This window comes from Serratia plymuthica (assembly GCF_018336935.1).
GTDB lineage: Bacteria > Pseudomonadota > Gammaproteobacteria > Enterobacterales > Enterobacteriaceae > Serratia > Serratia plymuthica_B.
Map to the genome: position 1 here is coordinate 4,317,627 of NZ_CP068771.1, position 12,455 is coordinate 4,330,081.

General features: G+C 54.8%; 7 protein-coding genes. 4 read left to right on the forward strand and 3 right to left on the reverse strand.

Going from position 1 to position 12,455, the window contains the following annotated elements:
* Positions 1–6: 6 nt before the first annotated feature.
* The 3 genes from JK621_RS20155 to JK621_RS20165 form a co-directional block, all read right to left on the reverse strand.
* On the reverse strand, positions 7–957 hold the full coding sequence (locus tag JK621_RS20155) for a glycoside hydrolase family 43 protein (protein ID WP_212557362.1): 951 nt from the start codon (positions 955–957) through the stop codon (positions 7–9).
* 10 nt (positions 958–967) lie between these two features.
* Positions 968–2,368, reverse strand: a complete 1,401-nt coding sequence (locus tag JK621_RS20160; RefSeq protein ID WP_212557363.1) for a glycoside-pentoside-hexuronide (GPH):cation symporter — start codon at positions 2,366–2,368, stop codon at positions 968–970.
* Positions 2,369–2,564: 196 nt separating this feature from the next.
* On the reverse strand, positions 2,565–3,941 hold the full coding sequence (locus JK621_RS20165) for an amino acid permease (RefSeq protein WP_212557364.1): 1,377 nt from the start codon (positions 3,939–3,941) through the stop codon (positions 2,565–2,567).
* Positions 3,942–4,577: 636 nt separating this feature from the next.
* Between JK621_RS20165 and pdhR the strand changes: the two genes are divergently transcribed.
* The 4 genes from pdhR (at position 4,578) to lpdA (ending at position 11,937) form a co-directional block, all read left to right on the forward strand.
* Positions 4,578–5,342 (forward strand): pyruvate dehydrogenase complex transcriptional repressor PdhR, encoded by a 765-nt coding sequence (pdhR, locus tag JK621_RS20170; protein ID WP_004947949.1) that lies wholly within the window; start codon positions 4,578–4,580, stop codon positions 5,340–5,342.
* 290 nt (positions 5,343–5,632) lie between these two features.
* Entirely contained in the window at positions 5,633–8,296 is a 2,664-nt protein-coding gene (gene aceE / locus JK621_RS20175) for a pyruvate dehydrogenase (acetyl-transferring), homodimeric type (RefSeq protein WP_212557365.1), read from the forward strand.
* 13 nt (positions 8,297–8,309) lie between these two features.
* On the forward strand, positions 8,310–10,199 hold the full coding sequence (aceF, locus tag JK621_RS20180; protein WP_212557366.1) for a pyruvate dehydrogenase complex dihydrolipoyllysine-residue acetyltransferase: 1,890 nt from the start codon (positions 8,310–8,312) through the stop codon (positions 10,197–10,199).
* Between the two features lie 313 nt (positions 10,200–10,512).
* On the forward strand, positions 10,513–11,937 hold the full coding sequence (lpdA, locus tag JK621_RS20185) for a dihydrolipoyl dehydrogenase (protein WP_004947933.1): 1,425 nt from the start codon (positions 10,513–10,515) through the stop codon (positions 11,935–11,937).
* The last annotated feature ends 518 nt before the right edge of the window (positions 11,938–12,455 follow it).

Below are 12,455 nucleotides of genomic sequence, written 5' to 3' on the forward strand. Positions count from 1 at the left end.
ACCCTTCTAGCGATTATCCGCCGGCGGTTCACCCAATACCGGCATGCCTTCTTCATTCCACGCTATCGGCTTAATCCGCGTATGACGGTTGGGGTCATAGAGCGGATCGCCCTCGATTTCCGTGTAATTGCGCGCATGGTAAACCAACAGATCCCGGCCCTGTTCGTCGAGGGTAAAGCTGTTGTGCCCGGGGCCGAATTGGCGGTTTTTGGCGCTGGTGCGGAATACCGGTTGGCTGGCCTTGCGCCACTGGGTTGGGTCGGTGATGTCACTGTCGATATCGGCCCAGAGCAGCCCGATGCAGTAATTTTCATCGGTGGCGCTGGCGGAGTAGCTGATAAATATCCGCCGGCCATGAGTAATCACCGCAGGTCCTTCATTCACCTCGAAACCCACGATTTCCCAGGGGAGCTCCGGTTTGCTGAGCAGCACCGGTTTGCCCTTTAGCGTCCACGGATTTTCCATCTCCGCCAGGTACAGGTTGGAGTTGCCGCTGATGGCCGGATCCTTTTGCGCCCATAAATAATAGTGTTTGCCGCGGTGCTCAAAATGGGTGGCGTCGAGGGAGAAGCTGTCGATATGGCTGTATATCCTGCCTTTTTCTATCCATTCCCCGGTTAACGGGTTGGCTGCGCTGCATTCCAGCGCAAACATGCGATGCTGGAACAGGCCATCTGCAATGTCGGGGCTGTGGGCGGCGGCAAAATACAAATACCACTTACCTTCGATAAAGTGCAGTTCCGGCGCCCAGATCAGCGCGCTCATTGGCCCTTGCTGCGGCTTTCGCCATACTACCGTTGCCGTAGCCTGCGGTAGTTCGTCGAGGCTGCGCGCCCGGCGAAGCTCCAGGCGATCGTATTCCGGCACCGAGGCGGTGAAATAGTAATAGCCATCGCTGTGGCGCAAAACAAAGGGATCGGCCCGCTGTTCAATAAAGGGATTAGGGTAGTCTCGCATCGCGGGCTCCTTACGGGTGTTTGGTTTCTAACTGCTGTTCAGGGTAGTCGGCCAGCTCCTGATAATTGACCCGGCGTTTTTCCAGATCGATCTGAATCTGCTGCATCAGTTGACGATCGACCTTCAGCAGGCGCACTACGCCTGCGGTGATCAGATAGCCAATGCCTGGGATCACGGTGAACAACAATACGATGCTATTGAGTGCGCTGGCGCTTTGGCTGGCCGCATCTGCCTGATAACCGGAATACGACATCAGGAAGCCGACCATGGCGCCGGCTACCGCCAGCCCGACTTTCAGGAAGAACAGATTGCCGGAAAAGCTGATGCCGGTGATGCGTTTGCCGGTTTTCCACTCGCCGTAGTCGTCCACGTCGGCCATTAACGACCAGTGCAGCGGTGAGGGGATCTGATGCAAGACATTCAGCAGGAAGTAGGCGACCACGATTAATGCGGTCAACTGAGGGTTGAGGAAGTAAAAACCGCAGGAAAACGCCGCCAGCACGATATTGGTCCAAAAGAACACTTTCAGTTTGCAGAAGCGGTCGGTCAGCGGCTTTGCCAAGGCGCTGCCGACCATCATGCCGACCACGCCCAGCGCGATAAACAGGCTGGCGAATGAGGTTGACTGCTGCATGACGTAGGTCACGTAATACATGGTGGCCGCCATGCGGATAAAGCCGGGGCAAACGTTGCAGAAGGTCAGCAGCAGAATGCGCACCCATTGGTCATTTTTCCACACGTCTTTCAGATCGGATTTGAGCGCGTCGTGAGTCGGCACGGCCGGGCGTATGCGCTCTTTGACCGTGGCAAAGCAGAACAGAAACATGAACAGGGCGATCAGCGCCAGCACGCCCATCGCCATCTGATAGCCGCGCGCCTTGTCGGCGCCGCCAAACCATTCGGCCATCGGCAGCAGGGTGAGCGAGAGGATGAGCGTCGCAATGCCGACCAGAATAAAACGGTATGACTGGCAGGATACCCGCTCTTGCGGATCGGCGGTGATCACGCCGCCTAATGAACAGTACGGAATGTTAATGGCGGTGTAGGTCAGCGACATCAAGAAGTAAGTCGCGAAGGCATAGACGACCTTGCTGTTGTAGCCCCATTCCGGCGTGGTAAACATCAACACGCTGAATAATACATAGGGCAGGGATACCCACAACAGCCAGGGACGAAAGCGCCCCCAGCGGCTTTGGGTACGATCGGCGATGGCGCCCATAATAGGATCGGTAACCGCATCCAGCACCCGAACCGAGAGCAGCAGAATGCCGACCAGCGCCGGAGTCAATCCAAAGATGTCGGTATAGAAATAGTTGAGAAACAACATAATCGCGCCACCGATCATGTTGCAGCCGGCATCTCCCATGCCATAGCCAATCTTTTCTTTTATCGATAGGGCATTGCTCTTCATGGACATTTTCTCCGTGACGGCAGGATCTGACTGAGTGGCAACGATTATTGTTCCGGCAGGCGGCGAGTTATCAGAAACTATTGGTTGTAGAGATGGACAAACCGGGCGTGGCGAAGAAACTGTGAGCAAGTTGGCAAAATTGAAGGGCAATAAAATGGCCCGCATTTGCGGGCCATGTTGATTTTAATGCGGTTTATCAGCGGACGGTGGTGCTCGCCGCACGCTGGCTGCGCTGTTTGATGGCGTAGCCGATGGCCAGAACCGCTACCCAGACCGGGATCAGCAGCACCGAGATTTGAATGCCCGGCGTCAGGTACATGATCACCAGAATACCGGCCATAAACGCCAGGCACAGGTAGTTGCTGAACGGATACCAGAAGGCCTTGAACTTCGGCTCGACGCCTTCACGGTTCTTGGCTGCGCGGAACTTCAGGTGCGCCAGGCTGATCATCGCCCAGTTGATCACCAGCGCCGATACCACCAGCGCCATCAGCAGTTCGAAGGCGCGTCCTGGGATCAGGTAGTTGATCAGCACGCAGAAGGCGGTGGCAATGGCGGAGACGCCGATGGCGATCACCGGCACGCCGCGGCCGTCGACTTTCAGCAGGCTTTTCGGGCCGTTGCCCTGTTGCGCCAGGCCGTACAGCATGCGGCTGTTGCAGTAAACGCAGCTGTTATAGACCGACAGCGCGGCGGTCAGCACCACAATGTTCAGCACCGTTGCCACCACGTCGCTGTTCAGCGCGTGGAAGATCAGCACGAACGGGCTGCCGCCTTCAACCACTTTGCCCCATGGGTACAGCGACAGCAGAATGGTCAGCGAGCCGATATAGAAAATCAGAATACGGTAGATCACCTGGTTGGTGGCTTTAGGGATGCTTTTCTGCGGGTTATCGGCTTCGGCGGCGGTGATGCCCACCAGCTCCAGACCGCCGAACGAGAACATGATCACCGCCATCGCCATCACCAGCCCCATGATGCCGTTCGGGAAGAACCCGCCCTGTGCCCACAGATTGGTGACGGTGGCTTCCGGGCCGCCCATGCCGCTGAACAGCAGGTAGGCGCCGAACACGATCATGCCGATAATCGCCACCACTTTGATAATGGCGAACCAGAACTCCATCTCGCCATACACCTTCACATTGGCCAGGTTGATGGCGTTAATTGCCAGGAAGAATACCGCGGCGGATACCCAGGTCGGGATTTCCGGCCACCAGTACTGAACGTAGATGCCGACCGCGGTCAGTTCCGCCATCGCCACCAGCACGTACAGCACCCAGTAGTTCCAGCCGGAAGCGAAGCCGGCGAAGTTACCCCAGTATTTATAGGCGAAATGGCTGAAGGAACCGGCCACCGGCTCTTCCACCACCATTTCACCCAGCTGGCGCATAATCAGAAACGCGATGAAGCCGCCAATGGCATAGCCGAGAATGACCGACGGGCCGGCCATTTTTATTGTTTGAGCGATACCGAGAAACAGCCCGGTACCAATTGCGCCACCTAGGGCTATAAGCTGAATATGGCGGTTTTTCAGGCCGCGCTTCAGCTGGTCGCCTTGCTGTTGACCATCCATCAATGAAACCCTCTGTCGTTGCAAAATACTCACATGCTGTAAAGCAGTGGTTACGATGTGTGTTTTGTTTTATTTACGGCCTTATAGCTATTAATTCCACGGAGCCGCTACCGTTTGGAAAAGAATAATGTTATGCGCGCCAGTTTGCACCTGCTTTATTCTGTGAGTGATTAAGATTTCAGCAGTTTAGGAAACAAAATGCGGGTTGTGTGACGGCAGGGGGGATTCAATGCACGAAATAAGCAGCAAATCACATAATGCGCAGAAATAACGTAGAGATGAACCCTTGGCGATGGTGAAATAGTAATCAGCTTTGTGCCGGGTATCAGGATGCAAATAGCTATTCGTTAAAGCTTAATAAAGATGCAATAAAATTCTGCCTTTGATGCTTCAGTCTTCCGGACGAGGCGCAGCCTCTAAAACGTTAATCAGAAATCTACCTCGTAAATGGTATTACCAACCCTCGGTTATCGGTGTACGGCAGGCCGGATATCGAGGTGTTAAAATGTGCGGGGAATCATGATTTCGAATGAGGCCCATATGGACAGGAGGTGAATACTTTGTTACTTTACCGTCACGTTTTTGAAATTGGTATTACCAATTGACTCCGCGCCATTCGCAGAGAAGAATTCACCCATGGCCTACAGCAAAATCCGCCAACCCAAGTTGTCAGACGTTATCGAGCAGCAGCTCGAACATCTGATCCTCGAGGGAACGTTGCGTCCAGGCGAAAAGTTGCCACCGGAGCGCGAGCTGGCGAAACAATTTGATGTTTCCCGTCCTTCTCTGAGAGAGGCCATCCAGCGCCTGGAAGCCAAAGGGCTGCTCCTGCGCCGTCAGGGCGGCGGCACCTTTGTACAAACTAATTTGTGGCAGAGCTTCAGCGATCCGCTGGCTGAACTGCTGGCCGACCATCCTGAATCACAATTCGATCTGTTGGAAACTCGTCATGCCCTCGAAGGCATCGCCGCCTATTATGCGGCGCTACGCGGTACCGACGAAGATCTGGCGCGCATCCGCGATTGCCATATCGTGATTCAGCAGGCCCAGGACAGCGGCGATCTCGACGCAGAAGCCGACGCGGTCATGCAATACCAAATCGCCGTGACCGAAGCTGCCCACAACGTTGTGTTACTGCACCTGTTACGCTGTATGGGGCCGATGCTGGAACAGAACGTGCGTCAGAACTTTGAATTGCTCTACTCGCGCCGTGAGATGTTGGCAAAAGTGAGCAGCCACCGCGCCGGGATTTTTGAGGCGATTGTGGCACGCGAGCCGGAAAGGGCCCGTGAAGCTTCGCACCGCCATTTGGCGTTTATCGAGGAAATATTGCTGGATCTCAGTCGGGAACATACCCGGCGCGAGAGATCGCTGCGGCGTCTCCAGCAACGCAAGGATTAAGAACGGTTCTCTTCAGGGTACACCAGCCTGCGGGGCTTTCGTTCGGAATGCTTATTTAAGCATTTAAGCGGCAACTAAACTGATGGGCCTGTCTTCGTGTGTTTTGCTTTATGCCCAAAATAATTGGAGTTGCGTCAAGGCGGCAAGTGAGTGAATCCCGATGAGCTTACAAATGTAAGTGATTCGGGTGAACGAACGCCGCCAACATAGAGGCAACTTCAAGTATGAAAGGCACAGAACACAGGAAGACAGGCTCCAAACAAACCATTAGACAGATAAGGAATACCACCATGTCAGAACGTTTAAACAATGACGTGGATCCGATCGAAACCCGCGACTGGCTGCAGGCGATCGAATCGGTCATCCGTGAAGAGGGTGTTGAGCGAGCTCAGTTTCTGATTGATCAGGTATTGGGTGAAGCCCGTAAAGGCGGTGTTAGCGTTGCAGCCGGTGCTGCCGCCAACAACTACGTCAACACCATCGCGGTGGAAGACGAACCTGCTTACCCAGGCAACCTGGATCTGGAACGTCGTATCCGTTCAGCAATCCGCTGGAACGCGGTAATGACCGTTCTGCGTGCATCCAAGAAAGATCTGGACCTGGGCGGCCACATGGCTTCCTTCCAGTCTTCCGCGACCTTCTATGAAGTCTGCTTCAACCACTTCTTCCGTGCGCGCAACGAGCAAGACGGCGGCGATCTGGTTTACTTCCAGGGCCACATCTCTCCGGGCGTTTACGCACGAGCCTTCCTTGAAGGCCGCCTGACCGAAGACCAAATGAACAACTTCCGTCAGGAAGTTCACGGCAAAGGCCTGTCTTCTTACCCGCATCCGAAACTGATGCCGGAATTCTGGCAGTTCCCGACCGTTTCCATGGGCCTGGGCCCAATCAGCGCCATCTATCAAGCGAAGTTCCTGAAATATCTGGAACACCGTGGCCTGAAGAACACCTCTGCTCAAACCGTTTACGCCTTCCTGGGCGACGGCGAGATGGACGAACCTGAATCCAAGGGCGCGATCACCATCGCTACCCGTGAAAAACTGGACAACCTGGTCTTCGTCATCAACTGTAACCTGCAGCGTCTGGACGGCCCGGTCACCGGTAACGGCAAGATCATCAATGAGCTGGAAGGCATCTTCGCCGGCGCAGGCTGGCAGGTACTGAAAGTGATCTGGGGCGGACGTTGGGATGAACTGCTGCGTAAAGACACCAGCGGCAAACTGATCCAGCTGATGAACGAAACCCTGGACGGCGACTACCAGACCTTCAAATCCAAAGACGGCGCTTACGTACGCGAGCACTTCTTCGGCCGCTTCCCGGAAACCGCTGCTCTGGTCAAAGACATGACCGACGACGAAATCTGGGCGCTGAACCGCGGTGGTCACGATCCGAAGAAAGTCTTTGCTGCACTGAAGAAAGCGCAGGACACCCAAGGCAAACCAACCGTTATCCTGGCCCATACCATCAAAGGTTACGGCATGGGTGAAACCGCGGAAGGTAAAAACATTGCTCACCAGGTGAAGAAAATGAACATGGAAGGGGTTCACCACTTCCGCGATCGTTTCAACGTGCCGGTTGCCGATGCTGACATCGAAAAACTGCCGTACATCACCTTCGAGAAAGAGTCTGAAGAGTACAAATACCTGCACGAACGCCGTCAGGCGCTGAAAGGTTATGTGCCGACCCGTTTGCCGGCCTTCACCCAGAAGCTGGAAATGCCGTCTCTGGAAGACTTCAGCTCACTGCTGGAAGAGCAGAACAAAGAAATCTCCACCACTATCGCTTTCGTACGTGCCCTGAACGTGATGCTGAAGAACAAGTCGATCAAAGATCGCCTGGTTCCAATCATCGCCGACGAAGCCCGTACCTTCGGTATGGAAGGTCTGTTCCGTCAGATCGGTATCTACAGCCCGAACGGCCAGCAGTACACTCCGCAGGACCGTGAGCAGGTTGCTTACTACAAAGAAGACGAGAAAGGCCAGATCCTGCAGGAAGGCATCAACGAACTGGGCGCAGCTTCTTCATGGCTGGCCGCAGCGACTTCCTACAGCACCAACGATCTGCCAATGATTCCGTTCTACATCTACTATTCGATGTTTGGTTTCCAGCGTATCGGTGACCTGTGCTGGGCAGCGGGCGACCAACAGGCGCGCGGCTTCCTGATCGGCGGGACTTCCGGCCGTACCACCCTGAACGGTGAAGGTCTGCAGCACGAAGACGGCCACAGCCACATTCAGTCTCTGACTATCCCTAACTGTATCTCTTACGATCCGGCTTACGCATACGAAGTGGCTGTAATCATGCATGACGGTCTGGTCCGCATGTACGGCGACGCGCAGGAAAACGTCTACTACTACATCACCACGCTGAACGAAAACTACCACATGCCGGCCATGCCGCAGGGTGCAGAAGAAGGTATCCGTAAAGGTATCTACAAGCTGGAAACTCTGGAAGGCAGCAAAGGTAAAGTGCAGTTGCTGGGTTCAGGTTCCATTCTGCGTCACGTGCGTGAAGCTTCGCAGATCCTGGCGAAAGACTACGGCGTGGGTTCCGACATCTACAGCGTGACTTCCTTCACCGAACTGGCGCGCGATGGCCAGGACTGCGAGCGTTGGAACATGCTGCACCCAACCGAAACCCCACGCGTGCCTTACATCGCTCAGGTGATGAACGATGCGCCTGCGGTTGCGTCTACCGACTACATGAAGCTGTTCGCAGAACAGGTTCGTACTTACGTTCCAGCCAGCGATTATCGCGTTCTGGGTACTGACGGCTTCGGTCGTTCAGACAGCCGCGAAAACCTGCGCCACCACTTTGAAGTCGATGCTTCTTACGTTGTGGTTGCTGCTCTGGGTGAACTGGCTAAACGCGGTGAAATCGAAGCTTCTGTGGTAGCTGATGCGATTAAGAAATTCGACATCAACCCAGAAAAAGTCAACCCGCGTCTGGCATAAGAGGTACAGAAGAATGTCTATCGAAATCAAGGTGCCGGACATCGGTGCAGACGAAGTGGAAATCACCGAAATTCTGGTGAAAGTGGGCGATAAAGTTGAAGCTGAACAATCGCTGATCACCGTTGAAGGTGATAAAGCTTCCATGGAAGTCCCGTCCCCGCAAGCGGGCGTGGTGAAAGAGATCAAGGTTTCCGTCGGTGATAAAACCGAAACCGGCAAACTGCTGATGATCTTTGAAGCAGAAGGTGCGGCAGCTGCCGCGCCAGCCGCCAAAGCGGAAGAAAAACCGGCCGCAGCACCTGCTGCTGCACCGGCTGCCGCTGCTGCCAAAGACGTTGCGGTACCGGACATCGGTGCCGACGAAGTGGAAGTCACCGAGATCCTGGTGAAAGTGGGCGACAAGGTGGAAGCCGAGCAGTCCCTGATCACCGTTGAAGGCGACAAAGCGTCAATGGAAGTTCCGGCACCCTTCGCGGGCACCGTGAAAGAGATCAAGATCGCGACCGGCGACAAAGTCACCACCGGTTCCCTGATCATGGTCTTCGAAGTGGCCGGTGCAGCTTCCGCTGCCGCTCCGGCTGCGGTTGAAGCTCCTGCGGCCCCAGCCGCACCGGCTGCCGCTGCCGCCAAAGACGTTGCCGTGCCGGACATCGGCGGCGACGAAGTGGAAGTGACCGAAGTGATGGTGAAAGTGGGCGACAAAGTTGCCGCTGAGCAGTCACTGATCACCGTTGAAGGCGACAAGGCTTCTATGGAAGTGCCGGCGCCGTTCGCCGGTACCGTGAAAGAAATCAAAATCAGCGCCGGCGACAAAGTGAAAACCGGCTCTCTGATCATGGTGTTCGAAGTTGAAGGCGCCGCGCCAGCCGCCGCTCCTGCCCAGAAAGCAGAAGCTGCACCGGCTCCGGCCAAGCAGGAAGCCGCTGCGGCCGCTCCGGCTGCCAAAGCGGAAAGCAAAGGCGAGTTCGCAGAGAACGACGCTTATGTGCACGCTACCCCGGTCATCCGCCGTCTGGCGCGTGAATTCGGCGTAAACCTGGCGAAAGTGAAAGGCACAGGTCGTAAAGGCCGTATCCTGCGCGAAGACGTCCAGACTTACGTGAAAGACGCGGTCAAACGTGCGGAAGCGGCTCCAACCGCTGCTGCCGGTGGCGGTCTGCCAGGCATGCTGCCATGGCCGAAAGTGGACTTCAGCAAGTTCGGCGAGATCGAAGAAGTCGAAATGGGCCGCATCCAGAAGATTTCGGGTGCCAACCTGAGCCGCAACTGGGTGATGATCCCACACGTGACTCACTTCGACAAAACCGATATCACCGATCTGGAAGCGTTCCGCAAGCAGCAGAACGATGAAGCGGCCAAACGTAAGCTGGACGTGAAGTTCACCCCTGTGGTGTTCATCATGAAAGCCGTCGCCGCCGCTCTGGAGCAGATGCCGCGCTTCAACAGCTCTCTGTCCGAAGATGGCCAGAAACTGACGCTGAAAAAATACATCAACGTCGGTGTTGCGGTTGATACGCCAAATGGTCTGGTGGTTCCGGTATTCAAGGATGTGAACAAGAAAAGCATCACTGAACTGTCCCGCGAGCTGATGGCTATCTCCAAAAAAGCGCGTGACGGCAAGCTGACCGCAGGCGAAATGCAGGGCGGTTGCTTCACCATCTCCAGCCTGGGCGGTATCGGGACGACTCACTTCGCGCCGATCGTCAACGCGCCGGAAGTGGCTATCCTGGGTGTCTCCAAGTCCGCTATGGAGCCAGTCTGGAACGGTAAAGAGTTCGTGCCGCGTCTGATGATGCCAATGTCGCTCTCCTTCGACCACCGCGTTATCGACGGTGCAGATGGTGCGCGTTTCATCACCATCATCAACAATATGCTGTCTGACATCCGCCGTCTGGTGATGTAATGAAAAAAGGGCGCAGCATGCTGCGCCCTTACCACTTCAGTAGCAGTTTTGTCGGTTTTTGCATGACTCGACAAAATTGTTGAGACACGGGTCACTTCGAACACGCTTTGCAGATTATTAACAATTCTGTAAACTGCTCGCGGTGTAAGCGTCCCGGTGGATGAAGGGCGTTATGAGATCGATTAATAATATGCCCCAAATAATTGGAGTTACATCAAGGCGGCAAGCGAATGCAGCCAACACCGATGTCGCTTCAGGTATGACGGGTATAAAATGACGTCTGACCCGCCGGACAACTAATTAAGAGGTCATGATGAGTACTGAAATTAAAACTCAGGTCGTGGTACTTGGGGCGGGCCCTGCAGGTTACTCTGCTGCTTTTCGTTGCGCTGACTTAGGTCTTGAAACCGTTCTGGTTGAACGTTATTCCACGCTGGGCGGTGTTTGCCTGAACGTGGGATGTATCCCTTCCAAAGCACTGTTGCACGTTGCCAAAGTAATCGAAGAAGCCAAAGCGCTGGCCGAGCACGGCATCGTTTTCGGCGAGCCGAAAACCGACATCGACAAAGTGCGCGTCTGGAAAGAAAAAGTCATCAATCAGCTGACCGGCGGTCTGGCTGGCATGGCTAAAGGCCGTAAAGTTAAAGTCGTTAACGGTCTGGGCAAGTTCACCGGCGCTAACACCCTGGTCGTTGAAGGCGAAAATGGTCCTACTACCATCAACTTCGACAACGCCATCATCGCCGCAGGCTCCCGTCCGATCCAACTGCCATTCATTCCTCATGAAGACCCGCGCGTATGGGACTCTACCGATGCGCTGGAACTGAAAACCGTCCCAGAGCGTCTGCTGGTGATGGGCGGCGGTATTATCGGCCTGGAAATGGGTACCGTATATCATGCGTTGGGTTCACAGATCGACGTGGTCGAGATGTTTGACCAGGTGATCCCGGCTGCCGACAAAGACGTGGTGAAAGTCTTCACCAAACGCATCAGCAAGCAGTTCAACCTGATGCTGGAAACCAAAGTGACCGCGGTAGAAGCCAAAGAAGACGGCATCTACGTCACGATGGAAGGCAAAAAAGCGCCTGCAGAACCACAGCGTTACGACGCGGTGCTGGTGGCTATCGGCCGTGTGCCGAACGGCAAACTGCTGGAAGCGGGCAAAGCCGGCGTTGAAGTTGACGAGCGTGGCTTTATCCGCGTCGACAAACAGCTGCGCACCAACGTGCCGCACATCTTCGCTATCGGCGACATCGTCGGTCAACCGATGCTGGCACACAAAGGCGTGCATGAAGGCCACGTTGCCGCTGAAGTTATCGCCGGCATGAAGCACTACTTCGACCCGAAAGTGATCCCATCAATCGCTTACACCGAGCCGGAAGTTGCGTGGGTGGGTCTGACCGAGAAAGAAGCGAAAGAGAAAGGCATCAGCTATGAAACGTCCACCTTCCCGTGGGCAGCTTCCGGCCGTGCTATCGCTTCCGATTGTGCAGACGGCATGACCAAACTGATCTTCGACAAAGAAACTCACCGTATCATCGGTGGCGCGATTGTCGGCACCAACGGCGGCGAGCTGCTGGGCGAAATCGGTCTGGCTATCGAGATGGGTTGTGATGCGGAAGACATCGCGCTGACCATCCATGCTCACCCAACCCTGCACGAATCCGTGGGCTTGGCGGCAGAGATCTTCGAAGGCAGCATCACCGATCTGCCAAATCCGAAAGCCAAGAAGAAGTAATTCTGCTGGTTTGAACGATTGATAAGCGGCTCCTGAAAAGGGGCCGTTTTTTTATGGATGGCGTTTAGTAAAAGGCCGCTCGGTAACCCGCATTGATAGTACGTTGAAATAAACTGTCGGACAGTCTTTTTGTTGGTTTTTCAATCGCCCTTGCGTGCAATGCCCCCGCTTTGTGGCGCTTGTATCGTTCTTTAACGATGCAAGAAATCCGTGAGGTGCCTGCTAACACCGAACGGAACAATAGAAGCGCCTTCACTCAGGGCGGTTTTTTGTGTCTTTCGCTCTCAACTTTCGATTTTTGCCACCAGTAACCATTGTAAGTAAATGGGTATTGTGTTGTCCTCATCAGGTTGAATTATGTTGTAGAGGGAACCCTCTTACAGCCCCGTCTGGTCAGTGACGCAGCCGATTACACTGTACTCAACGATTCAGCAAAGATTTAATGTTGCTTTTATGTGAACGAATTAACAACCAATTCAAATCCTGATATGCTGGCTGAGCGGAACCGGGCACTGTAA

What these genes read in the sequence shown, in the direction of transcription:
- JK621_RS20155 (WP_212557362.1), bottom strand. Translation starts at nt 957, where the DNA reads ATGCGAGACTACCCTAATCCCTTTATTGAACAGCGGGCCGATCCCTTT.
- JK621_RS20160 (WP_212557363.1), bottom strand. Translation starts at nt 2,368, where the DNA reads ATGAAGAGCAATGCCCTATCGATAAAAGAAAAGATTGGCTATGGCATG.
- JK621_RS20165 (WP_212557364.1), bottom strand. Translation starts at nt 3,941, where the DNA reads ATGGATGGTCAACAGCAAGGCGACCAGCTGAAGCGCGGCCTGAAAAAC.
- pdhR (WP_004947949.1), top strand. Translation starts at nt 4,578, where the DNA reads ATGGCCTACAGCAAAATCCGCCAACCCAAGTTGTCAGACGTTATCGAG.
- aceE (WP_212557365.1), top strand. Translation starts at nt 5,633, where the DNA reads ATGTCAGAACGTTTAAACAATGACGTGGATCCGATCGAAACCCGCGAC.
- aceF (WP_212557366.1), top strand. Translation starts at nt 8,310, where the DNA reads ATGTCTATCGAAATCAAGGTGCCGGACATCGGTGCAGACGAAGTGGAA.
- lpdA (WP_004947933.1), top strand. Translation starts at nt 10,513, where the DNA reads ATGAGTACTGAAATTAAAACTCAGGTCGTGGTACTTGGGGCGGGCCCT.